21 protein-coding genes are annotated in these 26,029 nt (G+C 70.5%); 11 read left to right on the forward strand and 10 right to left on the reverse strand.

Annotated elements, in window-relative coordinates; genetic code table 11:
• Positions 1–114 precede the first annotated feature (114 nt).
• Positions 115–1,617: a DUF1996 domain-containing protein gene (locus tag ACTOQ3_RS28715; protein ID WP_440086525.1), complete on the forward strand. Its 1,503-nt coding sequence runs from the start codon at positions 115–117 to the stop codon at positions 1,615–1,617.
• A gap of 168 nt (positions 1,618–1,785) precedes the next feature.
• Here ACTOQ3_RS28715 and ACTOQ3_RS28720 read toward each other — a convergent pair whose 3' ends face one another.
• Positions 1,786–4,167, reverse strand: a complete 2,382-nt coding sequence (locus ACTOQ3_RS28720) for an ExeM/NucH family extracellular endonuclease (RefSeq protein WP_440086526.1) — start codon at positions 4,165–4,167, stop codon at positions 1,786–1,788.
• Positions 4,168–4,329: 162 nt separating this feature from the next.
• Between ACTOQ3_RS28720 and ACTOQ3_RS28725 the strand changes: the two genes are divergently transcribed.
• Entirely contained in the window at positions 4,330–5,391 is a 1,062-nt protein-coding gene (locus tag ACTOQ3_RS28725; protein WP_440086527.1) for a pentapeptide repeat-containing protein, read from the forward strand.
• 64 nt (positions 5,392–5,455) lie between these two features.
• Here ACTOQ3_RS28725 and ACTOQ3_RS28730 read toward each other — a convergent pair whose 3' ends face one another.
• Positions 5,456–6,292 (reverse strand): alpha/beta fold hydrolase, encoded by an 837-nt coding sequence (locus ACTOQ3_RS28730; RefSeq protein ID WP_440086528.1) that lies wholly within the window; start codon positions 6,290–6,292, stop codon positions 5,456–5,458.
• A 166-nt stretch (positions 6,293–6,458) separates the two neighbouring features.
• On the opposite strand from ACTOQ3_RS28730, the gene ACTOQ3_RS28735 reads away from it, so the two are divergent.
• Positions 6,459–7,148: a permease prefix domain 1-containing protein gene (locus ACTOQ3_RS28735; RefSeq protein WP_440086530.1), complete on the forward strand. Its 690-nt coding sequence runs from the start codon at positions 6,459–6,461 to the stop codon at positions 7,146–7,148.
• 38 nt (positions 7,149–7,186) lie between these two features.
• Here ACTOQ3_RS28735 and ACTOQ3_RS28740 read toward each other — a convergent pair whose 3' ends face one another.
• Positions 7,187–7,516 (reverse strand): PadR family transcriptional regulator, encoded by a 330-nt coding sequence (locus ACTOQ3_RS28740; protein ID WP_440086531.1) that lies wholly within the window; start codon positions 7,514–7,516, stop codon positions 7,187–7,189.
• 166 nt (positions 7,517–7,682) lie between these two features.
• On the opposite strand from ACTOQ3_RS28740, the gene ACTOQ3_RS28745 reads away from it, so the two are divergent.
• The 5 genes from ACTOQ3_RS28745 to ACTOQ3_RS28765 all read left to right on the forward strand — a co-directional run bounded on the left by ACTOQ3_RS28745 (position 7,683) and on the right by ACTOQ3_RS28765 (position 13,624).
• Positions 7,683–8,867, forward strand: a complete 1,185-nt coding sequence (locus ACTOQ3_RS28745; RefSeq protein WP_440086533.1) for a cytochrome ubiquinol oxidase subunit I — start codon at positions 7,683–7,685, stop codon at positions 8,865–8,867.
• A 9-nt stretch (positions 8,868–8,876) separates the two neighbouring features.
• Entirely contained in the window at positions 8,877–9,647 is a 771-nt protein-coding gene (locus tag ACTOQ3_RS28750; RefSeq protein ID WP_440086534.1) for a cytochrome d ubiquinol oxidase subunit II, read from the forward strand.
• A 16-nt stretch (positions 9,648–9,663) separates the two neighbouring features.
• Entirely contained in the window at positions 9,664–11,403 is a 1,740-nt protein-coding gene (gene cydD, locus ACTOQ3_RS28755; protein WP_440086535.1) for a thiol reductant ABC exporter subunit CydD, read from the forward strand.
• The gene (gene cydC / locus ACTOQ3_RS28760) at positions 11,400–13,223 is read left to right on the forward strand and encodes a thiol reductant ABC exporter subunit CydC (protein ID WP_440086536.1); all 1,824 of its coding nucleotides are present in this window, start codon (positions 11,400–11,402) and stop codon (positions 13,221–13,223) included. Before cydD ends, cydC begins: the two co-directional genes overlap by 4 nt.
• A 98-nt stretch (positions 13,224–13,321) precedes the next feature.
• Positions 13,322–13,624, forward strand: coding sequence for a type II toxin-antitoxin system prevent-host-death family antitoxin (locus tag ACTOQ3_RS28765; RefSeq protein ID WP_440086537.1), 303 nt, complete (start codon positions 13,322–13,324; stop codon positions 13,622–13,624).
• Positions 13,625–13,807: 183 nt separating this feature from the next.
• Here ACTOQ3_RS28765 and ACTOQ3_RS28770 read toward each other — a convergent pair whose 3' ends face one another.
• Positions 13,808–14,002 carry a DUF397 domain-containing protein gene (locus tag ACTOQ3_RS28770; protein ID WP_440086538.1) on the reverse strand — a complete coding sequence of 65 codons (195 nt, stop codon included), beginning with the start codon at positions 14,000–14,002 and terminating at the stop codon, positions 13,808–13,810.
• A complete protein-coding gene (locus ACTOQ3_RS28775) occupies positions 13,993–14,817 on the reverse strand; it encodes a helix-turn-helix domain-containing protein (protein WP_440086539.1) in 825 nt (274 codons plus the stop codon). Before ACTOQ3_RS28775 ends, ACTOQ3_RS28770 begins: the two co-directional genes overlap by 10 nt.
• Before the next feature lie 177 nt (positions 14,818–14,994).
• On the opposite strand from ACTOQ3_RS28775, the gene ACTOQ3_RS28780 reads away from it, so the two are divergent.
• Complete coding sequence (locus ACTOQ3_RS28780; protein ID WP_440086540.1) at positions 14,995–15,324, forward strand: hypothetical protein; 330 nt, start codon at positions 14,995–14,997, stop codon at positions 15,322–15,324.
• A gap of 1,132 nt (positions 15,325–16,456) precedes the next feature.
• Here ACTOQ3_RS28780 and ACTOQ3_RS28785 read toward each other — a convergent pair.
• Positions 16,457–17,857 (reverse strand): family 43 glycosylhydrolase, encoded by a 1,401-nt coding sequence (locus tag ACTOQ3_RS28785; protein WP_440086541.1) that lies wholly within the window; start codon positions 17,855–17,857, stop codon positions 16,457–16,459.
• A gap of 574 nt (positions 17,858–18,431) precedes the next feature.
• Here ACTOQ3_RS28785 and ACTOQ3_RS28790 point away from each other — a divergent pair.
• A complete protein-coding gene (locus ACTOQ3_RS28790) occupies positions 18,432–19,895 on the forward strand; it encodes an RICIN domain-containing protein (protein WP_440086542.1) in 1,464 nt (487 codons plus the stop codon).
• Between the two features lie 181 nt (positions 19,896–20,076).
• On the opposite strand, the gene ACTOQ3_RS28795 is transcribed toward ACTOQ3_RS28790, so the two are convergent.
• Positions 20,077–21,438 carry a S1C family serine protease gene (locus ACTOQ3_RS28795; RefSeq protein ID WP_440086543.1) on the reverse strand — a complete coding sequence of 454 codons (1,362 nt, stop codon included), beginning with the start codon at positions 21,436–21,438 and terminating at the stop codon, positions 20,077–20,079.
• A 199-nt stretch (positions 21,439–21,637) separates the two neighbouring features.
• Positions 21,638–22,747, reverse strand: coding sequence for an FAD-dependent oxidoreductase (locus ACTOQ3_RS28800; RefSeq protein WP_440086544.1), 1,110 nt, complete (start codon positions 22,745–22,747; stop codon positions 21,638–21,640).
• A gap of 241 nt (positions 22,748–22,988) precedes the next feature.
• Between ACTOQ3_RS28800 and ACTOQ3_RS28805 the strand changes: the two genes are divergently transcribed.
• Positions 22,989–23,459 (forward strand): MarR family winged helix-turn-helix transcriptional regulator, encoded by a 471-nt coding sequence (locus ACTOQ3_RS28805; protein WP_440086545.1) that lies wholly within the window; start codon positions 22,989–22,991, stop codon positions 23,457–23,459.
• Positions 23,460–23,589: 130 nt separating this feature from the next.
• Here ACTOQ3_RS28805 and ACTOQ3_RS28810 read toward each other — a convergent pair whose 3' ends face one another.
• Together ACTOQ3_RS28810 and ACTOQ3_RS28815 are read right to left on the reverse strand one after the other, a co-directional pair.
• On the reverse strand, positions 23,590–25,137 hold the full coding sequence (locus tag ACTOQ3_RS28810; RefSeq protein ID WP_440086546.1) for an acyl-CoA synthetase: 1,548 nt from the start codon (positions 25,135–25,137) through the stop codon (positions 23,590–23,592).
• 226 nt (positions 25,138–25,363) lie between these two features.
• Positions 25,364–25,960, reverse strand: a complete 597-nt coding sequence (locus tag ACTOQ3_RS28815) for a hypothetical protein (protein ID WP_440086547.1) — start codon at positions 25,958–25,960, stop codon at positions 25,364–25,366.
• Positions 25,961–26,029: the final 69 nt, after the last annotated feature.

The raw sequence follows: 26,029 nt of genomic DNA on the forward strand, positions 1-26,029 counted from the left end.
TCCGAAGTTTTCGTTATCCACTCGCGGCCCGCGGGTCTCCTGTGTAGCGGTGCTTGCGGGTGCCGCCAGAAGTCCCCTGCACGACTTCCCAACAGGACAAGGACTCCATTCACTATGAGCACAACCGCCTCGCGCGGCATCCGAGCCGGACGCGCGTCCGTCGGACGTCAGGTCCGCCGCCTGTCGCTGGCCGGTGTTCTCGTCGGCCTCCTGAGCACCTCCGCGGTGAGCGTCGCCTCCCCGGCCGCCGCGGCCGAGGTGCCCCTCTCGCAGGGCCGTAACGCCATCGCCTCCTCGGCGGAGCGCGGTGACCTGTCGGCCGCGGCCGCCGTCGACGGCAAGACCAGCACCCGCTGGGGCAGCAAGTTCAGCGACCCGCAGTGGCTCGCGGTCGACCTCGGCAAGTCCACCGCCATCAAGAAAATCGTCATCAACTGGGAGAACGCCTACGCCACGGCGTTCCAGATCCAGACCGCCTCCGGTGGCAACGGCCCCTGGAAGACGGTGTACGGCACCACGGCGGGCAAGGGCGGCGTCCAGACCATCAACCTGTCGGCCACCGGCCGGTTCGTGCGGCTGTACGCGACCAAGCGGTCCGGCCAGTACGGCGTCTCGCTGTGGGAGTTCCAGGTCTTCGGCACCGCCTCGGGCACCTCGAACCCGACCCCGACGCCGACGCCGACCACGAAGCCGAGCTCGACCCCGAAGCCGAGCTCGAGCTCGACGCCCAAGCCGACGTCCAGCGCTACCCCGACCACCACCGCGCCCGCCGGTGGCTGGGTGCCGGTGAACCAGGCCGCGTGGAAGAAGGCCCTGGACGCCTACAACAAGGTCGCACCCCAGCCGGTCCCCGCGGGAATCGTGAGAGTCCCCGAGTTCCACACCAACTGCGAGGTGGCCAACGAGGCCAAGGACGACCCGATCGTGCTGCCCGGCCTGGTCGGCGCCTCCCACCTGCACACCTTCTTCGGCCCGAAGGTGTCGGCGAACACCACGACGGAGGACCTGCTCAAGAGCACCACGACCTGCGACGCGCCTGGGGACAACAGCGCCTACTGGGCGCCGACCCTGCTGCGCAACGGTAAGCCGGTCCCGATGAAGAACTTCCGGGTGTACTACGGCTCCCGGCTCAAGGACCCGTCGGAGGTCGTGCCGTTCCCGCCGGGTCTGGTCGTGGTGCAGGGCGACGCGAAGCGGCAGGTGGCGACGCCGAAGGGTGCCTCCGGCCAGTTCTGGTGCGCCGGCAGCGCGGAGACCGGCCGTAGCGCCGACGGCAACTGGCCCGTCTGCGCACCGGGCGGCAACCTGATCTACCAGCTGACGTTCCAGGACTGCTGGGACGGCAAGCACATCGACTCGCCCGACCACAAGTCGCACATGGGGCCGGCCAAGAACGGCACGTGCTCCGGCGACTACCCGGTCGCGGTCCCCAACCTCTCGTTCATGCTCGGCTACGACTCGCTCGGCGGTGACGGCCTGGCGCTGTCGTCGGGCCTGCCGTCCTCGATCCACGGGGACTTCATGAACGCGTGGACGCCGGAGACGCTCGGCGCGCTCGTGAAGGTCTGTCTCAACGCGAAGGCCAAGTGCGGCACCACGCCGGGCTGGGGCCGCTGACCGATCCACGGCGCCACCTCGCATGACGTGCCGGTGATCCCGCCTTTCGCGGGGCCACCGGCACGGCACGCGTAGCCGTGAACATGACGGCTCTCTTCCTCGTACGACGCGTACCTCCGCGGGGCCGGCGGCCCCGCGGAGGTACGCGTCACCGCCCGGCGGCCCGGGTCAGCGCCTCCCGCCGGACAGGGTCAGCCCGATGACCACGGGGTCGTGGTCGGAGGAGCGGAAGGCGTCGGGCTCGTAGAGGCCCGGCGGGTTGAACTCGGTGTTGTAGTCGAGGATCCGGCTCTCGTCGGCGTTGATGTGCCAGATCGTCGCGCTGGTCACGCGCTTGAGCAGGTCCTTGCCGACCAGGGCGTGGTCCAGCTCGCCGACCAGGCCGTCGAAGAGGTAGCTGTAGCGCAGCGGCGCCGGGACGAACCTCTTGGTCACGCTGGTCAGGCCGGCGGCCTCCAGGGTGTCGATCGGGTCCTCCTCGCCGTAGGCGTTGAGGTCGCCGAGGACCAGCGGGTTGGCCAGGTCCAGGCTGTCGATCAGGCCCAGTGTCGCCTGTGCCTGGCGCACGCGCTCGCCGTTGTAGCAGCTCTGCCCGTCGCCCTGGTCGGCGTCCGGGCCCACGGCCTGCTCGTCGCAGCCCTTGGACTTGAAGTGGTTGACCAGCACGGTGAAGGGCTGGCCGCCCTGGACCCGGCGGAAGGTCTGGATCAGCGGGGGCCTGCGGAAGACCGGGTCGGTGGAGGAGAGGGCGGCCCCCACCGGCTGCACCCTGCCCGGCTTGTAGATCGCCGTCACGTGGATCAGGTCGGTGCCCGGGTAGGGGTGGGCGATCGCCGCGTAGGTGCCCGCGCCGACCTCGGCGTTGAGCGCGTCGACCAGGGCCTGCACCGCGGTCTGGCCGTTGTTCTGGACCTCCATCAGGCCGACGACGTCGGCGTTCATGCCCTTCAGCGCGGCGACCAGCTTGGCCAGCTGGCGCTGCTGCTCCGCGGCGTTGCTCGCGCCGCGCGAGCCGAGGGTGGTGAACCAGTTGAGCGTGTTGAAGCTGGCCACCTTGACGTTGCCGATGACCGGGAACGGCACGGGCAGGCGCGGGTTGGTCCGGAGAAAGTTGATCTTCTTGGTCGGCTGGAGCCGGTACTTGCCGAAGCCGTACCCCATCACGCCGGTGACGCCGAGCGCGGTGTCGCCCAGGCGGACGGTGCGCGGGTCGGTGTAGGGGATCGTCGCGGGGTTCTCCACCGAGGAGCCGTCGTCCACCAGCAGGGCGCGCCGCGCGTTCCTGGCGGCGTCCACGCCCGGCCGGTCGGTCGGCTGGAACAGGCGTCCCTCGGAGGCGACGGTGACCTCGCCGTAGCGGCCCAGGTTGTAGTGGTCGTTGAGGGTGAGCGGCTCGGGGAAGGTGACGAGCATGCTCTCGACGGGCTCGAAGGTCGTGCCCTCGGCGCGCGGCAGGTTCTGCTCGGCGGGCGCGACGGCGCCCTTTCCGCAGACGTCCACGGCGGTGACCGGCGACAGCTCGGTCCAGCCGTTGAACTCCACGGCCCTGCCGGTCACCAGGACGCGGTCGCCGACCTTGACGTCCTTGAAGGAGTCGCGGGCGAAGGCGAACAGGCCCTCGGAGGTGGCCGGGTCGGCGTCCGGGGTCGGGTCCTGCAGGAAGAAGCCGCCGAGCTGCGTGGTCGCCTGGAAGTCGGCGGTCACGACACCCTCGACGCGGACGTTCTGGCCCGCCAGCGGGCTGACGTCACCGCTGCCCTGCACCTGGGCGATCTGGTGGGTGGCCGGGGTCTCGCACGGCTCCCCCGTCGGAGTGGGCGTCGGGGTGGGGGTCGGGGTGGGCTCCACCGTCGGGGTCGGTGTGGGGGTGGGCGTCGGCTCGACGGCGCCGCAGGGCGCGGCGGCGGCGGCCCGGTTGCGCGGCGCCGGGGCCGCGGCCTCCACGTCGGTGCCGTTGACGTCGGTGTCGGCGCAGCCGTGCTCCTTGCGCAGGCCGGCCAGGGTGGCCGAGAGCGCGGGGGCGGCGGCGCCCTCGAAGTAGTTGGCGCCGCCGTACCCGACCAGGTCGGCGATGAGTGCCGTCTGCTCCGGCGCGCAGGGGGTGGAGCCGCCGTTGCACGCCAGCCCCTCGGCCGAGCGGACCAGGGCCGCCTTGCCCGCGGAGCCGCTCAGGTTGATCGTCCCGGTGGTGTCCGCGGCGGGCAGCGGGGAGCCGTTGGCGCCTCCGGCCAGCTGGACCAGGTGGTACTGGCCGGGCGCGAGGGTCCCCGCCAGGGGGACGACCGGGTTGGCGGCGAAGTTTCCCGTACCGGTGGCGCTCGCGTACTGGACGGACCAGCCGTCCAGGGCGACGGGCGCGGCGCTGCGGTTGAACAGCTCGACGTAGTCGTTGGCGAGCGGCGCTCCGGCGTTGCCGCCGCCGCCGTAGACCTGGCTGATGACGACGGTGCCCGGTTCCGCCAGGGCCGGGGCTGAGGCGAGGGCCGCGACGCCGGTGGTGGCGAGGCCGGCGGCGACGAGGGCGGCGAACGCCCGGGATAAAGCACGCATGAACCGGAGCGTAAGGCTCTGTGCATCGCAGAACACTCACATATAAGTGGATAGACGGTGAAATCCAGAATGTTGACACTTCATGTCTATCCAGCCTGGCCAGATATGGCTTTCCTTGACCTAGAAGTCGCTTGCCCCGGCGTCCGCGGGTATCACTTGGACATGAGAACTCTGGACGTGGGTTGGGTGACCTGCGCCGCCTCCCCGGAGTGCGCCGGATCCGCGCGGCAGCCGTACGGCCGGTGCCTGGCCCATCTGGACGCCGCCGAGCTCGACGAGGTCGTCCGCGGGCTCTCCCCCGGCTCCGCCGTCGACCTGCGGGCCACCGTCGTCGGCAGGGATCTGCTGGAGCGGATCCTCGGCGCGACCCGGGGGCGTCTGGGCCGGGCCCGGTTCGACTGGGCGACCTTTCCCGAGAGCGTGCGGTTCGGCGACATCGCCTTCGGCGGGGACGTCTCGTTCGACCACGCGCACTTCCGGTGCCTCGCCTCGTTCTTCGACGCCCGTTTCGCGCGCAACGTTTCCTTCCGGGAGGCCAGGTTCGACCGGGGGCTGTCCCTGCACGGTGTCGCCGTCACCGGGCACGCGGCCTTCGACCGGGTCTCCATCGACGGTGACGCGCTGTTCGGGGGCGCTCTCTTCAACCGGACCGCGTCGTTTGAATGCGCGGATTTCCATGGTTTTGTCACCTTTGACGGCACCGGCTTCGCGGGCGACGCGACCCTGAGAGGGTGCAGGTTCCGCCGTACGGTGTCCTTCCGCAAGACGAGTTTCGGCGGGCTGGCCGGGTTCGACGGGGCGCGTTTCTCGGCGGGCGGCTACCTGGCCCCGATCTCGGTCGGCCGCCACCTCACCCTCGCCGGGGCGTGGGCGGGCAAGGGCCTCGACGTGACCACGGGCGGATGCTCGGTGGACCTGCGGCGCCTGGAGGTCGGCGGGCGGCTGAACGTCCGGCTCGACGACGCCGAGGCCGACCTGGAGGGGGCGACCCTGCACGGCCCCGCCACGGTGCGGGGCCGGGACGGCGCCCGGGTGACCTCGCTGCACGAGGTGGACGCCGAGGAGCTGGAGCTCGCCGACCTGGACCTCAGCACCTGCCTCTTCACCGGCATCCGCCACCCCGAGGGGCTCAGGATGAGCGGCTGCGCGCTCGCCGTCGTCCCGCGCGGTGCCCGGCTGGGGCAGCGCTGGTGGTCCCTGTGGCGCGCCCCCGACCACGGATGAGACCTCCGCGCCGACCGGAGTGGTCCCGGGGGCGGCCCCGAAGGCGGTCCCGGGGGCGGTAAGACTAGGAGATCGCGCGGGTGCCCTCCCCCGGACCGGTCCCGGCCAGGAAGGCCGTGACGTCGGCGGCGAGCCGGCCGCTGCGGAAAACCCCCAGATGACCGAGGCCGGGATAGATGATCAGGCGGCCGTCGCGGACCCCCTCGGCGGTCTCCCGGAAAAGCTCGACAGGGTAGTCGAGGTCCCGCTCACCGCCCAGGACCAGGGTGGGGGCGACGACGTCGGCCAGCCGCCCGCCCAGGTCGAACCCGTCCTCCGCGCGGGCGAAGGCGAGCATGTCACGGGGGTCGCCGGGACGTACCAGCGGGTCCAGCAGCCATAGCAGCACCCTGGCCAGACCCCGCCCGGCGGGCGAGGCGGCGGCCGTGATCGCCTGGTGCTGCAGGCCGCGCCGCCCGGCGGCGACCTCCTCGGTGTAGCGGCGCTGGAGCCGCCTGACGTCCGGCGTGAGCCGGTGCGCCGCCCCGGCCACGACCAGCGCGCGCACCACGTCCGGGTGGTCGGCCGCCAGTTGCAGCGCCACCGAACCCCCCGACGACAGGCCCAGCACGTCGACCGGCCCGCCGAACTCCGCGTGGAGCGCCTCGGCGTGCCGGGCGGCGATGTCGGCCATGGTGGTTCCCGGAGCCATGCCGGGAGCGCGGCCCACGGCGTACAGCCGGAAGTGGCGGGCCAGCGGGGCCAGCACCCGCAGTTCCACACCGCGCGCCGGCCCGGCCGGGTTGGCGTGGACGGGGGTGAACCAGCGCAGCACGACGAGCGGCGGGCCGTCGCCGAGGGCGTAGTACGGCAGATCGTTGGCGAGCGTGCCCTCCCGCACCTTGAGGTCCCTGAATCTCACGACGAAACCCTCCCTCCCGCCGGTGTCGCTGAATTCGAGAGTATTCGCAGGTGGGCGCGGGTCGACTCGGGGTCTTCTCAGGGTCGTCCCCGATGCGCGGCTCCCGGCCGGGAGACCAGGATGGGAAACGCGTACCCTGGACGGGAATCGGGCGACTGGAGAGCACATGGCAGGCACCGGGGTCATCGAGGATTACGTGACCGGGCTCAGCCGCACTCTCAGGGGTCCTCGGAGACCGAAGCTCGACCTGATCACCGAGGCGCGCGACAGCCTGCTCGACACCGCCGAGGCGCTGGAGGGCGACGGCCTGAGGCGCGACGAGGCCGAGCGGGCCGCGGTCGAGGAGTTCGGGCCGATCCGCGAGATCGCGCCCGGTTACCAGGAGGAGCTGTCCAAATCGGCGGGCCGGAGGCTGGCCGTCCTGCTGTTCGTCGGCGTGCCGCTCACCGCGATCATGTGGAACGTGATCTGGAAGGTCTTTCCCACCGCCCCGACGGCGTACGAGCGCATGCCGGACTGGTTCATCCTGGTCGCCCGCGGCGTGGACGCGCTCCAGATGTTCATCGGCCTGGTCGGCGGGCTCGCGTTGCTCGCGCTGGGCCGGGGACTGCGCAGGATCAGACGGCCCCGGCTCGTCACCCGGGCCCTGGGCCTGTTCGTCTGGGCCATGCTGCCGGTCATGCTCGTATCGTGCGGGGCCCTGATGTTCGGCTCGCAGAGATCGGCCGGGTTCGGCGACTACCCGGCGGGGGCCGTCGCGTCGCTGGTGAGCTACGCGATCTGGTCCGTGCAGCTGTACTGCGCCTTCCGCTGCCTGAGCATCACCCGGCGCGAGCCCGCCGTCGCGACCGCCTGAGCCCGGTTACCGCCTGAGCCCGGCGGCTCCGGGAGGCGTCAGCGGTTGGTGCGCGGTTCCAGGACGCTGCCGATGGCTCCGGCGAACTCCCGCCAGGCGGAGCGTTCGCCGGCGAGGGCCGTGCGCCCCGAGGAGGTCAGCCGGTAGGTGCGCCGCCTGCGCCCGCTCACCGTGGCCCACTCGCTGGCCAGGTATCCCGCCTGCTCCAGCCGTCGCAGCGCCGGGTAGACGGTGCCCGTCGGCACGTTCAGCGCGCCGCCGCTGCGCGCCTGGAGCGCCTCGATGATCGCGTAGCCGTGCAGCGGCTCGTGCTCCAGCACGGAGAGCAGCAGGGCGTCCATGTGACCGCGGAGCGCGTCGGGGTTCACCCGGCCACCTCCGCCCGCCGGACGGATCCCGTGTCACCGCACCCGGCGGTTCGTTCGCTTCGCTCGCTCACGTCGTCAGCCTACCTCTCCTATAGACATACTACATGTAGGCCTTCTACATGTAGTATGTCTATAGGTAGACAAACACAACAATGGAGGTGAGACCGTGGACGTGCTCGACCTGGCCCGGACACAGTTCGCCGTGACAGGGAGCCTCCACTTCCTGTTCGTCGTACTGACCCTGGGCCTGGCCCCCCTGATCGCGATCATGCACACCCGCTACGCCGTCACCGGCAAGCCGGTCCACGAGCGGGTGACCCGCTTCTGGGGCCAGATCTACGTGATCAACTACGCGCTCGGGATTCTCACCGGGCTGGTGATGGAGTTCCAGTTCGGTATGAACTGGAGCGGTCTCTCGCACTACGCCGGGGACATCTTCGGCGCGCCGCTCGCGATCGAGACGCTCGGCGCGTTCTTCCTGGAGTCCACCTTCCTGGGCCTGTGGATCTTCGGCTGGCACCGGCTGCCGAAATGGTTCCACGTGGCGTGCATCTGGGTGGTGACGCTGACCGCCTACCTCTCCGCCTTCTGGATCATGGTGGCCAACTCGTTCCTGCAGAACCCGGCCGGAGCCGTGGAGCGCGACGGCCACCTGGTCCTGACCGACTTCGGCGCGCTCCTCACCAACCCGACGCTGACCATGGCGCTGCCGCACGTGCTCGGCGCGGGCCTGTGGACCGGCGGTTTCGTGGTGATGGGGGCCAGCGCGTACCAGCTGTTCCGGCGCACCGCCGAGCGGGAGTTCTTCACGAGCTCGCTCCGCACGGGAGTGATCACCTCGCTGGTCGGCTCGCTGCTCACGATCGGCTTCGGCTACGCCCAGTTCGGCGCGATCGGCGCGGTCCAGCCGGGCAAGTTCGACGACGGGGGCCTGGCCGGGCTGGGGCTCGGCTTCATGATCCTGATCGGCCAGCTGATCCAGCTCCTCATCCTGTTCGTACTGGCACCGACCGTGTACTGGCTGCCGCGCTGGCGCTGGACGCACCCCGTGCTGATGGCGATCACCCCGCTGCCGTTCGTGGCGGCGATCCTCGGCTGGCTGGCCAGGGAGTCCGGCAGGCAGCCCTGGCTGATCAACGGGAAGCTGACCGTCGCCGACGCCATGTCCCCCGGCCTCACCTCCGGGATGGTCACCGTCTCGCTCATCGCCTTCGGCGGCGTGCTCACCCTGCTCGCGGTGATCGACTACGTGCTGATCGCCCGTACCGTGCGGCGCGGGCCCGCCGCCGTCGCCCTCGGCGCGGACGCGCCGGCCGACCCCACCGAGCGCGCGCACGCGCTCAGCCACTAGGGAGAGACCGTGGACATCCTCTGGCTCGGCGTGTTCGCCCTCCTGCTGATCGGCTACTTCGCCCTGGAGGGCTTCGACATCGGCGTGGGCATGCTGCTGCCCGTCCTCGGCAGGACGCGGAAGGACCGGGACGAGATCGTCGCCGCCATGGCGCCGTTCATCCTGGCCAACGAGGTCTGGCTGGTGGCCGTGGCAGGCGTGCTGTTCGGCGTCTTCCCCTCGATCGAGGGGGACGTGCTGTTCGGCCTCTACCCGCTCGTGGTCTCCCTGCTGGTGTCGTGGATCGTCCGCGACGCCGGGCTCTGGTTCCGCCGCCGCGCCGACGGGAGCGCGTGGCGGTCGACCTGGGACTGGGCGATCGTCGTCGGCTCGTACGGCCTGGCGCTGAGCTGGGGCATGGCCCTGGTCGCGGTGGCCGGCGGCCTGACCGGTCCCGCGATCGGCCTGCCGGGACTGGCCGGTGGGCTGGTGGTGGCCGCGCTGCTCGCCTTCCACGGCTGGACGTTCGTCTCGTGGCGGCTGCCCGGGCGGGTGACCGGCGCGCGCCGCACCGGCCGGGCGCTCCTGCTCTCCGCGTGCGCCGCCGCGGCGCCCGTCGCGGTGCTGCTCGCCGTACTCGCCCCCTGGCTGCTCGACCGTACGGCACCCACCGGGACGCTAAGTGTGCTCAGTGTCATGATTCTTCCCTTCGCACCGGTCATGGTGGGTGCGCAAGTATGGGTATGGCGGACGTTCGGTCCCGGACGCGCCGCCTCCGATCGGGTTCCTTCGTTCTTCTGAGCTCTCTAGGGTTGGCATGCACAAGGATCTTGTACGGCTGGCACTGGGCGAGCGGGCCGTCCGCCGCCACCTGGCCGCGTGCCTGGCCGCCGCCGTCCTGACCGGGCTGCTCGTCCTCGTCCAGGCGGAGTTGCTCGCCGGAGTGCTGTCCGGGCGGTTCGCGGCCCCGGCCCTGATCCTGCTGGCGCTGGTCGTCGGCGTCCGGGCGCTGCTCACCCTGGGGCAGGGGATCGCCGCCGGGCGCATGACCACCGGGGTGAAGTCCGCCCTGCGGCACCGCCTGCTGGCGCGGGTGCGTGACCTGGGGCCCGTCAGGCCGGCCTCCCAGCGCTCGGGCGAGCTGGTGACGCTGACCGGCCGGGGTCTGGACGCCCTCGACCCCTACCTGACGGGCTACCTGCCCGCGGTGGCGGTCGCGGGCGTCGTGCCGGTCGCGGTGCTCGTCCGGCTGTTCGCCGCCGACCTGGCCAGCGCGGTGATCGTGCTGGTCACGCTGCCGCTCATCCCGATCTTCGGGGCGCTGGTCGGCATGCACACCAAGGCCGTGACGGAACGTCAGTGGAGAGCCCTTTCCCGCCTCGGCGGGCACTTCCTGGACGTGGTCAGGGGCCTTCCCACGCTGCGCGCCTTCGGCAGGGCCCGCTACCAGGCCGAGGTGATCCGGCGGGTGGCCGACGCCCACCGGGCCGCGACGATGCGCACGCTGCGGGTGGCGTTCCTGTCCTCGCTGGTGCTGGAGCTGGCCGCGTCGCTCTCGCTGGCCCTGGTGGCCGTCCCGGTGGGCCTGCGGCTGCTGTCCGGCTCCCTGGACCTGTCGGCCGCACTGCTGGTCCTGCTCCTGGCGCCGGAGGCGTACCTGCCGCTGCGCAACATGGGCGGCAGGTTCCACGCGGCGATGGAGGGCGTCGCCGCCGCCGACGAGGCGTTCGGCGTACTCGACGGCCAGGCGGAGTCGACAAAGGCGGAGGCACGGCTTCCGCACGACGAGCACGCGGGCACGCGTACGGCGACGGCGAGCACACCGGGGCGGGAACAGGGCCCAGGCAGGGCGCCGGAGATCCGGCTGGAGCACGTCACGGTGCGTTACCCGGACCGTGAGGAGGCCGCGCTGGAGGACGTGTCGCTGGTGATCGCGCCCGGTGAGCGGGTGGCCCTGGTCGGCGAGAGCGGAGCGGGCAAGAGCACCCTGCTCCACCTGCTGCTCGGCTTCGTCACCCCCTCGGAGGGCAGGGTCCTGGTCGACGGCGCCGAGATCGGCGATCACGACTCCTGGCGCGCGCGGCTGGCGTTCGTACCGCAGCGCCCGCATCTCTTCGCCACCTCGGTGGCCGACAACATCGGGCTCGGCGCCCCCGGCGCGACGATCGGCGAGATCAGGACCGCGGCGCGGGCCGCGCAGGCCGACGAGTTCGTCACGGCGCTGCCCGAGGGCTACGACACCGTGCTCGGCGAGCGGGGGACGAACCTGTCCGCCGGGCAGCGGCAGCGGGTCGCCCTGGCCCGCGCGTTCTGCCGCCCGGACGCCGGGCTGCTCCTGCTGGACGAGCCGACCGCGCGGCTCGACGGCCGCAGCGAGGGCGCGATCGTGAGCGCGACCCGGGACCTCGCCGAGGGCCGCACCGCCGTGATCGTCGCCCACCGGCCCGCGATGATCGACCTGGCCGACCGGGTGATCCGGATCGCCGACGGCCGGGTGGTGGCCGGGGACGCCGGGGGCAGAGCACCGGCGGGGACCCGAGAGGAGATCACCTCGTGACCGACGTCAGCGGGATCCCGGTGGGCCGGACGGGCGGGCGGCCGACGAGCGAGGCAGCCGGACGACCTGCGGACCACTCGGACGAGCGACCGGCGAGCCGCACGGACGGACGACCAGCAGGTCAGGCAGACGAGCGACCGACGGGCCGGACCGGAGGGCGGCTGGTCCTCGCCGCGGCGGGGGCGGCGGCGGCCGAGCTGGCCGGGCTCGGGCTGATCGGGTCCGCCGCGTGGCTCATCACCAGGGCCGCGGAGCAACCGCCGCTGGCGGCGCTGAGCGTGGCCATCGTCGGGGTGCGGGCGTTCGCGACGACCAAGGGCGTCTTCCGCTACGGGGAGCGCCTGGCCGGTCACGACGTGGCGCTGCGGGCCCAGGCGAGGACCAGGGAGCGGCTCTACCAGGCGCTCATTCCCACGGGATCGTCGAACAAGCGCGGAGCCGACCTGCTCAGCCGCATGGTCGACGACACCGACGCGGTACAGGACCTGCTGGTGCGCTGCCTGCTCCCGGCGGTCGCGGCGCTGGTCACCGGGGTGGCCGCGGTGGTGATCGGGCTGTTCCTGCTCCCCGTGGCGGCGCTGGCGCTCCTGGCCGGGCTGCTGGTGGCCGGGGTGCTGATCCCGGCGGGCACGGCCGCCGCCGCGCGGCGCTGGTCGGCGCGGATCGCCCCCGCGCGGGCGGACCTCGCGGCCCGGGTCGCCGACCTGGTGCACGGCGCGGCCGACCTGGCCGCCTACGGGGCGGACGGGCGGGCGCTGGCCGCCGCCGCCGAGACCGACGCCCGGCTGGCGGCGCTGGAGCGCAGGCAGGCGCGGGCGAACGCGATCGCCTCGGCCCTGGGCCTGCTCACCCAGGGACTCACCGTGGCGGCCGTCGTGCTGCTGGCGATGAACTCCGGGGCGGGTGCCGTGGCCACCGCGGTGCTCGCGCTGGTCTCGCTGGTGTCCTTCGAGCCGGTGCTGCCGATGGCCGCGGCCGGGGAGCGGCTGACCGGGGTGCTCGCCGCCCTGCGCCGCCTGCGGGAGGTGGGCGCGACCCCGCCGGCGGTGACCGAGCCGGCCGTTCCCGCCGCGGTCCCCGCCGGGCCGCCCACCGTCGAGATCGAGGACCTGGTGGTCCGGCACGACCCCGGCCTTCCCCCGGCCCTGGACGGCGTCAGCCTGACCCTCACCCCCGGCAGGCGCGTCGCCCTGGTCGGCCCCAGCGGAGCGGGCAAGAGCACCCTGCTGTCGGCCCTGATGCGCCTCGTCGAGCCCGAGTCGGGGACGATCCGGGTCGGCGGGGTGGACGTCCGGGAGCTGGCGGCCGACGACACCCGGCGGGTGATGACCGGGCTGACACAGGATCCGTACGTGTTCCAGACGTCGCTGCGGGACAACCTGCGGCTGGCGGGCCCGGAGGCCGGCGACGAGGAACTGGCCGGGGCGGTGCGGCGGGCGCGCCTGGACCGGTGGGTGGAGCGGACCGGCTGGGACGCGGTGCTCGGGGAGGACGGGCGCACGGTGTCCGGGGGCCAGCTGCAGCGGCTGGCACTGGCGCGGGCGCTGCTGCACGACCCTCCGGTGCTGCTGCTGGACGAGCCCGCCGAGGCCCTGGACGAGACGACGGCGGACGCGCTCATGGCCGACCTCCTGGACGCCACCCACGGCCGTACGACGCTGCTCGTCACGCACCGCCTGCGCGGGCTGGAGCCGATGGACGAGATCGTCGTACTGGAGAACGGCTCGGTGACGCAGCGGGGCACCCACGCGGAGCTGGTCTCCTCCCCCGGCTACTACCGCGACCTGTGGCGGTCGGAGGCCCTGACCGCCGGCCGTTGAGCGCCTGGCGTGGAGAGTCAGCACCGACCGAGCGGGTGGCGTTTGTCGCGGCATGTGATCTTGTGTTTTCGTACCCTGAGTCCAGAGAGGAGGTCTCCATGGGCGGATGGCAGCTTCGGGAGGCGAAGCAGCGCTTCAGTGAGGTCCTCCGGAGGGCGGTGAGCGAGGGTCCCCAGGTGGTCACCCGGCATGGGGAGGAGGTGGCCGTGGTCATCGACATCGCCGAGTACCGCCGTCTCAGGGGCGAGGCCCCCGACTTCGGACGGTTCCTTCTCGCCGCCCCCGACTGGGACGACGACATCGAGTTCCCCAGGAACCGGGACCTTCCCCGAGAGGTGAACGTCAAGGACTTCGAGGGGACGGGCGTGTCCGTGGTCAACCCCTTCGAGCCGCCGCACTGACGAGAGAATGCCGTGGCCCGGCGAGTGATCACATCCTGGTGTGTCGGTGCTCGGCGCCGGACGGGAAGCACTCGGGGTCGCCTGCCTCGCACGGAATGCCGTAACACCGAAAGGGCTCGCAAAGCGAGTTCGGCCGGCAACACCACGGCGAAAAGCCGGTCACCGCCCCGGAAGGGGAACAGCTTAGATCGTGTCCGCTTTCACCGAGGTGATGAAGTCGGCCCATGCCTCGGGGGTGAACGCCAGGGCGGGGCCGTCAGGGTTCTTACTGTCGCGGACAGCCACGATGCCGGGGAGGTTGGTGGCCACCTCGACGCAGTCGCCGCCGTTGCCGCCGCTGCGGCTGCTCTTGAACCACCGGGCGTCCGTCAGGTCCATGATCCCATCGCTTTCTCCATCAGAGCCACCGAGGCGGACTGCGACAGAGCGCACGCCCGGAGCGCGTCGAGCTGGGTCAACAGGGTCTCGATCTCGGTGGGACCGTTGACGATCTGACCTTCGGCTGCGGTTTCCAAATAAACTATATCGGGCGATCCTCTGAAGCTCGCGATCACGAAAGCCCCAGTCAGACCGGCATGCGCGCCCACGTCCAGCGGGATGACCTGGATGGTGATCCGGGGCCGCCGGACCAGTTCGAGAAGCTGCTCCAGCTGCTTGCGCATGACCTGCGGGCCACCGACCGGACGGATCAGCACGGCCTCGTCAAGGGTGGCCCAGAACATGGGCGGGTCAGGCTTGGTGAGGATCCGTTGCCGTTCCATGCGCGTGGCGACGAGTTCCTCCACCTGCTCGTCGGTGTCGCCTGGTCGTCCTGCCCGCAGAACCGCCCGCGCGTAGTCCTCGGTCTGGAGCAGTCCCGGCACGAGGACAGGCTGGAAGCTTCGCAGGGTCCGGGCCTCTCGCTCCAGCTCGACGAACGGCCGGAACCACACGGGGTAGACGTCTCTGCCGATCAGGGGCCACAGGCGGACGAGAGCACCATCGGCTTTCAGTACCTCGTCACACTTCGCCGCGAACTCCCTCGTCGGGGCACGCCTGGCCGTCTCGATGAGCCCGACGAGGGAGGTGGAGTAGGAGATCCTGCGCGCCAGTTCCTTCTGGCTCCATTGTGCTTGCTCCCGGTATTTGCGCAGTTCAGAACCCCAGTAAGCAAGAACGCTGGCATTCGCGTCCAGCTCGCTCGGTGAGGGCATCTGCACTCCCGTCCTTCAGGGCTCTACACGAATCGTTGAGGGTCCTACATGAGACGCAACTGAATGTGCGGATTTACCGTTGGAGGCGCACACCTACCGAACGTAGTCGCCCGGCGACACTCTGGGAAGGGGAATTCGACCACGCGCATCGACCGCACCGAGAGGAGACGGACAACGATGATCGCTCCCGCTCTGCTGACCGGAACGCCTGCCGTATACGCCGCTGACCAGCTGAGTAACGCGCTGGAACAGCGTGGGATAGCCGCTGACGTCCATGACGGCTACGGCGTCGCCCTGGTGTCGGTCTGGGTCGATCTTCTGGTCTGGACCGACGGCTTCGTCTACCGCTGGTGGACGGGACAGTTCTCGGGGCGAAGCCGCCGACGGCTCTACACGGCCTACACCGTGGACAACCCGGCCGCCGCCGCCCGCTGCGTCGCCCGCCGGTACGAGGAACTACAGCAGGGCCACCCGGTGTCGTCGCAGCTTCGTGGGGACCCGTTGTGATGCTGGTTGAGAAGTGCCTGAGTCCGCATGTGGCCATGGCGCACCGCGATCACACTCGGCTGCAGTGGCGGCCTCCGGATCGGATCGCTGATCGCGTAAGGCCGGTGAGCTGGACCTGTGTATGCCGCGCCACGGTCTACGAACTGTGCCAGGGCGGCGGGCAGGCGTTCATCCGGCGAACCGTTCAACTCGACCGCAAGCACGCGATCCACGAGACGTGCCGATGGTCTTTCCCCGAAGCTCGGGCGATCTGGGCGGCACTGCTGTCCGGTAGAGCCCGGTAGAACGGGCGTGGCGGCGCGTGCTTCGGAGGGACGGCGCCGCCACGCCTGCCAGGAGTCACCATGCAGGCTCCTGGCCCATTTCTTCCTCGCCCCCGACAGCTGCCAGATCGTGTGCCCGGCCGAGGGGTCAACTCCGTCTTCGCGCGTCCGTTTCCCACGACGTACACCGGTACCCCACGCCCAACAGGTACAGACGGAGTTGACACCGACCGAAGGGCACGAACACTCCGGCAGCGGGGGCGGGGAAATCACGGCCCGCAACCTGGCTCCTGATCGCGCTTATCAATGATCACTGCAAGACTGAATAATCACCTACTTTCAGGCAGGCAATCCCTCGGGAACCGCAGAAGCCCCTTGGCTTGAAAGTGATGTACGGCCCACCGTCGCTACCAGTCGGCTACCTTCTAGCCATCAGGCACAGCGGTAAGCATCAAGACAACGCACATCCGAGTCAGATCCTTACACACCAGACCTCTTGTCGACTACCCTAGGCAGATGAACCTTCAAGCGCAGATTGAGCTTATTACTAACCCTCAAGATTTAGATCTATCCGCAAATGATGCTGCACTCAAAGCCTTCACTAAGGAATTCACGCGGGCTCGAAAAAGATCATGGATTTGAAACTAAACCTAGGGCCGACCTTCCGGTCACCCTGTATATCATTTCCCTACCAATCCGTTGGCCATCTACTTGTCGCGAGAGTCCTCTAGCTTGCAGATCTGTATTTTTCCACGTCAAGGTTAGACATCTGCTCCTGCCATACAGTCCTGGCGATCCTCGCGCCAACCGGCGATCTCGAAAGAATGGTTGCCTGAACCAAGGTTCTCCGGATACTCCGTCGCGACGGCTCAGAGGCTGGGCACGATCGGGCGGATCGTGCCGTCGGTGTTGAACTCCATCCGGTCGACGGCCACCTCCCGGTTGGTGCCGTTCCCCGCCGGTACGGCGAACCGGTGGTAGGCGACGTACCAGGTGTCGGTGCCGGGCGCCCGGACGACCGAGTGGTGACCGGGGCCCTTGATCCCGGCCTCCAGCCGCTTCTGCAGCACGACGCCGCGCCTGGTCCACGGTCCCGTCGGGCTCGTCCCCGTGGCGTACGCCACCCGGTAGTCCTCGCTTCGGGTGTCGTTCTCCGACCACATGAGGTAGTAGATCCCGTTCCGCTTGAACACGAACGGCGCCTCGTTGTAGCCCGAGGGGGTGATCACGCGCACCTGCGCGGGATCGAAGGAGGTCATGTCGGCGTTCAGCGGCACGACGCGGGCGGCGCCCTGCCCCCAGTACAGGTAGGACCGGCCGTCGTCGTCGGTGAAGACCATCGGGTCGATCGCCTGGCCCGAATACTGGCCGGCGGCGACGAGCGGCCGGCCGAGCGCGTCGCGGAACGGGCCCGTGGGCGAGTCCGACACCGCGACCCCCAGCTGCTTGGCGGTGTTCCCGGAGGCCGCGCCGCCGCTGAAGTACAGGTAGTACCGGCCGCCCGCGGCCGCGACCGCGGGCGCCCAGGCCGAGTCGTCGGCCCACGACACATCCGGGCCGTGGTTCAGGACGACGCCGTGGTCGGTCCAGTTCACCATGTCGGCGGAGGAGAACGCCTTGTAGTACGTGCCGCCCCAGCCCGCGTAGCCGTCGGTCGTCGCGTACAGGTAGTAGCGGCCGCCCGCGGCGACGACGTGCGGGTCGGCGAACAGGCCGGGAATCACCGGGTTGCGGTTCGTCTTGGGCGCCCACGGCGCGACGATCTTGAACGAGCTGTCCGCGCGGAACCCCGCGGTGTCCTGGTAGGTGTCCAGCCAGAGCCCGAAGTCGCGGTGCCTGATCCGCCGGCCCGGATAGTTGTAGGAGGTCAGGGACGTCGAGCCGGCGACAGACCCGTCCACGGCACAGAACGTGGCGTCGGCGCGGAAGGTCGCGTCACCGGTGTTGGCGTCGACACGCAGCCGCCAGTCGTAATGCCGCAGGAACAGGCCGTTCTTGGTCTGGAAGGAGTAACACGACGGCGAGGCCAGACCGTTGACCACGGTGAACGTGGCGTCGAGCCTGGTCTGGGCCGGGCTCGCGGAGGTCACCGGGTCGAGGCGGCCGAGCGCGTCGGCGTGCCGGACGTAGTGGCCGGGGTAGTTGACCGCCTCCAGCGACCGGGCGCCGGTCGGCAGCGTCGCGGCGTACGCCGGAGAGGCCGTCGTCACCAGGACGGAACTCGCGAGTACGAGCGCGGCCGTCCCGGCCGCCCATCTGCCGACCGTCATACGGACCTCTTTCCGAGCGCTGAAATGTTATCGCTAACATTCATTGACGAAGAACCGCCGCGCGAGGGGGCGGGGGACGCCGATGCGCGTGGTGCACCATCCGCGGCCGCCGGGGGGCGGCAGGTCAGCGTCACATCAGTGTGTGCGCTCACATTCGATCGGTCAAGCCTGTCAGATCCGGCGAAGCCGCATTCCGGAACCCTCGCGGTGGATCTGTTGACATCCACGATGGCAACGTAAACACCCTGCGGAAACACAGCGGAAACATCGACGCGCCCTCATCGTCGCCGTCCCACGGGGTCCGCCCGTTTCCACGGGCCAACGCGAACCGTCGGCTGTTAGCGCTAACACAGCCGCATGCCATTCCGTTCCTCGCAGAAGGGTGCCTGTCGTGTCCCCGCGCCGAACGATTCTCGCGAGCGTCGCGTCACCGGCGACCGTACCGGGCCGCGTCGTCCCCCTTGCCGCCGAACGGCCCACGGCGGCGGCGAATCCGACCGGCCTCACCGGCTGCCGCCGGGCGCGTCCAGATCACCCACCAGGCCAGATCACGCATCAGGAGGTGTAGATCACCATGAGAACGAGCTTACGCAGGGCGATCGGCAGAACGATCGCCGCCGCCCTGCTCGTCGCCGGTGCCGTCATCGCCCAGCCGGTGGCGCCGTCCCAAGCCGCTCATACCGCCCAGGCCGCGCAGGTCACGATCACCAACGGGACGCAGTTCCGCGACACCGCCGGGAACCCGCTGCACGCACACGGGGGCGGGGTGCTGAAGGTGGACACGTACTACTACTGGTTCGGCGAGAACCGCAACGCCGACAACACCTTCCGCGCCGTCTCGGTCTACCGGTCCACCGACCTGCGGAACTGGGAGTTCCGGCGCGACGTCCTCACCCGCACGTCGAGCGCCGAGCTGAACGTCTCCAACATCGAACGACCGAAGGTCATCTACAACAGCTCCACCGGCCGCTACGTCATGTGGATGCACAAGGAGAACGGCGTCGACTACGGGCAGGCCCGCGCCGCCGTCGCCTCCTCCGCGACCGTGGACGGCGACTACACCTACCACGGCAGCTTCCGCCCCCTGGGCCAGCACATGTCCAGGGACATCACCCTCTACAACGACAACGGCATCGCGTACATGATCTCGGCCGCGAACGAGAACCGCGACCTGCACATCTACCGCCTCACCTCCGACTACCTGAACGTCAGCGCCCTGGTCGGCAACTTCTGGCCCGGTGGCACTCGCGAGGCCCCGGCCATGTTCAAGCGCGGCGGCACGTACTTCCTGCTGACGTCCGGGGCCACCGGATGGAGCCCGAACCAGGCCAGGTACGCGACGGCCTCCAGCGTCTCGGGCCCGTGGAGCGGGTGGACCAACGTCGGCGACGGCACGACGTTCGGCTCCCAGCCGGCGTACGTCCTGCCGGTGCAGGGCACCTCGACGACGAGCTACCTCTACCTGGGCGACCGGTGGGCCGGCGCGTGGGGCGGCCCGGTGAACGACTCCCAGTACGTGTGGCTGCCGATCACGTTCCCGTCCGCCACGAGCATGAGCCTGAGCTGGAGCCCGCAGGTCACCGTCGATACCGCCACCGGCGAGATCTCCGGTTCCGTCGCACCGGCGTACCGGATCACGGCCCGGCACAGCGGCAAGGTGATGGACGTCGTCAGCGCCTCCACGGCGAACAACGCCGAGGTGAAGCAGTATCCGTGGAACGGCGGCGGCAACCAGAGGTGGCAGTTCCAGGACACCGGCGACGGCTATCTCCGCCTGGTCGGCCAGCACAGCGGCAAGTGCCTCGACGTCGCCAACGCCTCGACCGCCGACGGCGCCAACGTCATCCAGTACACCTACGGCACCGGCACCAACCAGCAGTGGCAGTGGACCGCCACCGGCGGCTACCACCAGCTCAGGGCCCGCCACAGCGGCAAGTGCCTCAACGTGGCCAGCGCCTCGACCGCCGACGGCGCCGACATCCAGCAGTACGCCTGCGGCACCGGCACCAACCAGCAGTGGACCCGCACCCAGTCCTGATCACCCGCGCGACCGGAGAGCCCCTGACATCCTGCTCGCGAAGCGAGAGGCCGGCGTCTCGGAATCCCCGGACGGCGGGGCCCGCGGCACCGGGTCGTGGAAATGGGAACGCCGCCGGGGTCGTGGCCCATGGGCCACGACCCCGGCGGCGTTCCCGCCCCTGAGCCTTACGCGCCGGGACCTACTCGCCGGTCTTCTCGGCGAGGGTCACGGTGACGGTGCCGGGCTGCCCGTCGCGGACGTAGGCGATGGTCACCTGCTGGCCGGGCTTGAAGCCGCGGACGGCTCCGACCACGGTTGCCGCCTCGTCCACGGTCGTGTTGTTGATCTTGGTGATCAGGTCGCCCTGCTGGATGCCCGCCTTGGCCGCGGGGCTGCCCTCGGTGACCTGGCCGACCAGGGCGCCACCCGCGTCCCCGGTGGCGTCGGTCACGCTCACGCCCAGGAAGGCGTGGGAGACCTTGCCGCTCTCGATGAGCTGCTGGGCGACCTGGTTGGCGGTGGTGATGGGGATGGCGAAGCCGACACCGATGCTGCCCTCGCCGCCGTTGGTGGCGATGGCGGTGTTGATGCCCACCACCTCCCCGGCCGCGTTGACCAGCGCCCCTCCCGAGTTGCCGGGGTTGATCGCCGCGTCGGTCTGGATGGCGCCGCCGATGGTGGTGGCCCCGCCGCCCTGCTGCTGCCCGCCCCAGCCGGGCGGGAGCTGCTGCCGCCCCTGGTCACCGCCGACGGTGAGGGTACGGTTCAGCGCGCTGACGATCCCTGCGGTGACCGAGCCGGACAGGCCGAGCGGGCTGCCGATGGCGAGGACGGAGTCACCGACCTTCAGCCGGTCGCTGTCGCCGAGCGTGGCCTTGGTGAGGCCGGAGACGCCCTCCGCCTTGATGACCGCGAGGTCGGTGGCCGGATCAGTGCCGATGATCTTCGCGGTGGCGGACTTCCCGTCGCTGAACTTGACCGTCACCTGGCTGCCAGGACCCCCCTGGCCCCCGGCCTCCACCACGTGGTTGTTGGTCAGGATCAGGCCGTCGGCGGACAGCACCACCCCGGATCCCTCGCCCCCGCCGGCGGCGGTCCTGATCTCGATCGACACCACGGAGGGCTGGACGGCCTGGGCGATGTCGGCGACCGTGGTCGCGTTGCCGACCGGGCTGACCACCGGGCCGGCCGACGAGACCTGGGCGACGGCGCCGCTGTTGAGGCTCGTCGCGGCGAAGGCCCCCGCGACCCCGCCACCGACGGCCATGGCCGCCAGCGCGAGACCGGCACCTACCTTCTGCCCTGCGGTGAGCCGCCCCCGCTGCGGGGGGACCGCCCCCGGCCCCCCGTGTCCCCCGGGCCCCCCGGCCCCTCCGTACCCTCCGGGCGCCTCGGCGGCGAGCTGCTCCGGCACGGGGTGGATCAGCGTCGGCTGCGGTCCGGTGTCGGCGGCGCGGTAGGCGCCGGCGCGGGGCGGCACCTTGCCGAACTGGGTCCAGCCGTCGTTCCCGGGGGTCGCCGCGGCCGGTGTGTCCTGCTGCTCATTCCTGTTCGGGTCCATGTCTTCCCCCACGTCCTACGTCCCCCCGATCGAACGGGCGGAGGCCGGTGGTCACCGGCTACTGAAAACAATGCCCGACCGCGTATAAGACCTGGTTAAGAGCCTGATCGCGGTGATCGGGATCCTCTGACAACGGCTTTATCCGCCGTGCTCAGCGAGGGTCCCGATCATTCGAAATCACCGGGCGAACACTTCGCGGCTACTTCTCACCGACCCCGAAGACCTCCGCCTGGTTCTCGATCAGCAGGCCGCCACCCTTGATCTGCGCGACGGCGGGGCCGTCGAGGACGCCGTCCTGGCCGGGGAGCTGGCCCGAGCCGCGCTCGGGGCCGAGCGGCACCACGATGACGGGCGGCATCGGCTCGTAGGCCCCCACCTCTCCCTCGCCGGTGATCAGGGCGCGGATGTTCGCGGCGACGACCTCGGCCTGCATTCCCGCGTGCGCCGCCATCGGCGGGCCCAGGGTGGTGATGTCGCCGAGCGCGAAGACGCTGTCCTGCCCGACCAGCCGCAGCTCGGGGGTCACCTCGACGAGATGCCTCGCCGTGAGGGCGGGGGCCAGGTCGTCGGCGAGGTAGCCGGTGAGGGGCCTGACGCCGTGGCAGCGGTACCAGATGTCGGCGGTGACCTCCGTGCCCGCCTCGGTCGTCACGGTGAAGGGCGCGGCGGTGCCGGGCTCGGTCGCCGGCGCCTCGCGCAGCGGGCTGCCCAGCAGCAGCTCGATGCCGAGCTCGTCCAGCTGGCGGCGGAGCTCGACCCGCAGCTCGGGCTTGTACGGGCCGGGGAGGATGTCGTCGCCGATGTCGGCGACGGTGATGCGCTTGTCGGGCCAGACGGCCCTGATCTCTCCGGCGAGCTCCAGTCCCACCGGGCCCGCGCCCAGCAGCAGCACCCCGTCGGCCGCGGCGAGGGCCCGGTGCGAGGTCCGGTAGTGCTCGTGCGCGGCCTCGGTCTCGACGGCGTCGCTCTTGCCGGGGAACGGGTAGGAGGAGCCGGTCGCGAGCACGATGTAGTCGGCGGCGATCTCCTCGCCGGACCCGAGGACGACGCGCTTGGAGTCGACGCTGACGGCCCGGTCGCGGACCACCCGGCCCCGGGTGAGCAGGGTGTCGTACGGGAAGTAGATGCGCGGCAGCCAGGCCGGGTCCACCAGGGCCCGCAGCGCGGCGACGTTGTGCACGAAGGCGTCCTTGGGGTCGACGAGCACGACGTCGGCCACGTCGTCGAGCGCCTTGGCGACGCGGACGCCTCCGTAGCCTCCGCCGACCACGACGACGGTGGGCTGCCATGCGGGTGCGATATCGCTCATCACAGGTTCCCGATCTCTTTCTGGTTCGGAATCACGTTGGTCCGGCGCGGGCGGAGCCCGGACGGCCGTCGGCTGGATCCGGCCGCCTCGCGGTGGACACGTCGGCCGGAACGTCGAAAACGGGTCTGACCAGGCCGTACGTGCCGATGCGGCGCCCGGCATGTCGTTGACACTAACATATCGTTGAAGGGCGTCAACTATTTAGGTTCACCGATCATTCGGTCCGTGTTACGGTACGGGCATGGGAGTCGAGGACATCCGTGCGCCGAGGGCCGTGGACCGTCTCGGCATGCTTCTGGCCCGCCACGGCACCGTCACGAACATCCGCATGCGTCACGCACTCGGCGTGACCGGCCTGACCCCCAGGCACGCCGTCACGCTGATGAACCTCGAGGAGAGCGGCCCCATGGGCCAGCAGGCCCTCATCGAGGCGCTGGCGGTCGACCCCAGCGTGCTGGTGGCGATCCTCAACGATCTGGAACGTGACGGGCTCGCCGAGCGCCGCCGCGATCCCGCCGACCGGCGCCGCCACATCGTGGAGATGACCGCCGCGGGAGCGGACGCGCTCACCAAGGTGCAGGAGGCGCTCACGGCGCTGGAGCGAGAGCTGTGCTCCGGCCTCGACGAGGAGGAGATCGCCCAGCTCTACGGGCTCCTCAGCCGCATCAACACCTCGGCCGAGGAAGAGAAACAGGCCTGCGCCGAGGAATGACCGCCCGGGTTCCCGGCGACCGCCGCCGGCGGCCCCGGTTCCTCGCGGGCCGGCCCGTCACCGTACGCGACCCTCTCCCGTCGCGGCGATCCCGCCGATCAGGTGGACGCGGGCACCACCGCTGGACGGCTCAGGAGCCGGCGGGCCAGTACTCGTCGCGCAGGAGGCGCTTGTAGAGCTTTCCCGTGGGGTGCCTGGGCAGTTCCTCGCGGAAGTCGACCGACCGGGGACACTTGTAGAGCGCGAGCTGGGACCGGCAGTACTCGATCAGCTCGGCTTCCAGCCCCGGGCCCGCCAGGTCCATGGAGAGCGGCTGGACGACGGCCTTGACCTGCTCGCCCATCTCCTCGTCGGGAATGCCGAAGACGGCCACGTCCGCCACCTTCGGATGGACGGACAGGACGTTCTCGGCCTCCTGCGGGTAGACGTTGACCCCGCCAGAAATGATCATGTAGGAGCGGCGGTCGGTGAGGTAGAGGAAGCCCTCCTCGTCGAGATAGCCGATGTCGCCGAGGGTGGTCCAGCCCCGGCCCCGGGGGTCGCGCGAGGCCCGCGTCTTGTCCTCGTCGCCGTGGTAGACGAACTGGGGGCCGTCGGAGAAGTAGACGGTGCCGTGCTCGCGCGGCGGCAGCTCGTTGCCGTCCTCGTCGCAGATGTGGACGACGCCGAGCAGCGGGCGGCCGACCGTGCCCTTGTGACCGAGCCAGTCCTGGGAGCCGGCGTACAGGAAGCCGTTGCCCTCGGTCCCCGCGTAGTACTCGTGGACGATCGGGCCCCACCAGTCGATCATCCGTTCCTTGATGGGGACGGGGCAGGGGGCGGCGGCGTGGATCGCGCAGGTCAGCGACGACAGGTCGTAACGCGCGCGGGTCTCCTCGGGCAGCTTGAGCATCTTGATGAACATGGTCGGCACCCACTGTGAGTGGGTGACGCGGTACTTCTCGATGAGCGCGAGCGCCTGCTCGGGGTCGAACCTCTCCATCACGACGAGCGTGGCGCCCAGGCGCTGGAAGGTCATGCAGTAGCGCAGCGGAGCGGCGTGGTACAGCGGCGCCGGGGAGAGGTAGACGCTGTCGGCGGAGGGCGCGAACAGGAACTGGATGAGCTGCAGCAGCGGCCCGGGCGTGTCCAGCGGGGCCTGGGAGAGGGTGGGCTCGACACCCTTGGGCCGTCCGGTGGTACCCGAGGAGTAGAGCATGTCCACGCCCTGGCACTCGTCCTCGACCGGGGTGGCGGGGTGGGCCGCGACGGCCTTCTCGTACGAGTCGAAGCCCGGGGCCACGCCGTCCAGCATGAGCCTGAGCCCGACGCCCGGGGTACGGTCCGCGATGGAGACGGCCACGTCCGCGAGGGCGGCCGAGGAGATGAAGATCCGGGCCTCGCAGTTGTCGACGATGTAGGCGAGCTCGTCGGTCTTCAGCCGCGGGCTGATCGCGGTGTAGTACAGGCCGGAGCGGTGCGCGGCCCACGCGACCGCCAGGAACAGCGGGTGGTTCTCCAGCATGAAGGCGATGTGGTCACCCGGTCGCAGCCCGGCGGCGCGGAAGAGGTGGGCGAGGCGGTTGGACTCCTCGTCCAGCTCGCGGTAGGTGACGACCCGTCCGGAGCCCGCCATGATCACAGCGGGTTTGTCGGGCGAGACTGCTGCGATCGCTCCCGGGTGCATGAAACCGAACATTACTCGGTGAGAAGTTCGGTGAGAAGTGCCCGCACGCGGCTGGGCCGCGACCTCGCGTGAGGTCGCGGCCCAGGGGGTGCTCAGGCCTCGGGAGAGTCCTGGCCGGGTGGATCGGAGGTGGCCGTACCCGGGAGGGTCCCGGCCGGGTGGATCAGCGTGGTCGTACTCCTGGGAGCTCGGGCCGTGCGCAGCGCGGCCGTGTTCCGGGGAGCCTCGGCCGTGCGGATCAGGCGTGGCTGTAGACGTGCTCCCAGCCACTCTGGTAGCCGTTGGGGTGGCCGTGGTTGCCCCGGCTCACCTTGACGTAGATGTGCTCGGCGTCCGTGCCGGAGAAGGAGTAGAAGGCGGGCTTCTTGGAGCAGTTCTTGAAGCTCTTGAAGGTGGACGAGCCGTCGAAGCCCACGACCTTGAAGGTCTCCCACGCACAGAAGTGCTTGGGCTTGCTCCACCACTTGTGGTTGGTGAGCTTGCTACCGACGGTGTAGTGGTATTCGTGCTCCCACTTCCACGCGCGCTTCTTGAACCACTGCTTCACCCACTTGCACTTCTTTTCACCCTTGTGCCAGTAGCACTTCTTGACGATCTTGGAATACTTCTTCCAGTACCAGTGCTTCTGTGACTTCTTCTCCACGGCGACCTTGCCTTCGGCCTCCGCCTTCTCGTCACCGGAGTAGTACGGTCCCCAGGAGTCGACGAAGTAGGGGGTCGCGGCGGTGGCGGTCTGGACGGGGGTCGCGGTCTCGGCGTTGGCCATCGCCGGGGCGCCCGTGGCGAGCAGGGCGGCCATACCGGCGCCCAACAGGATTCGGCTGGCGAATCGCATTTCGAGGGGTTCCTCTCGGGAGTGAGGATTCTGACACACATGTTGTACGATGCGCCGATTGCCCCTGAC

It is taken from the genome of Streptosporangium sp. LJ11 (assembly GCF_051918945.1).
GTDB lineage: Bacteria > Actinomycetota > Actinomycetes > Streptosporangiales > Streptosporangiaceae > Streptosporangium.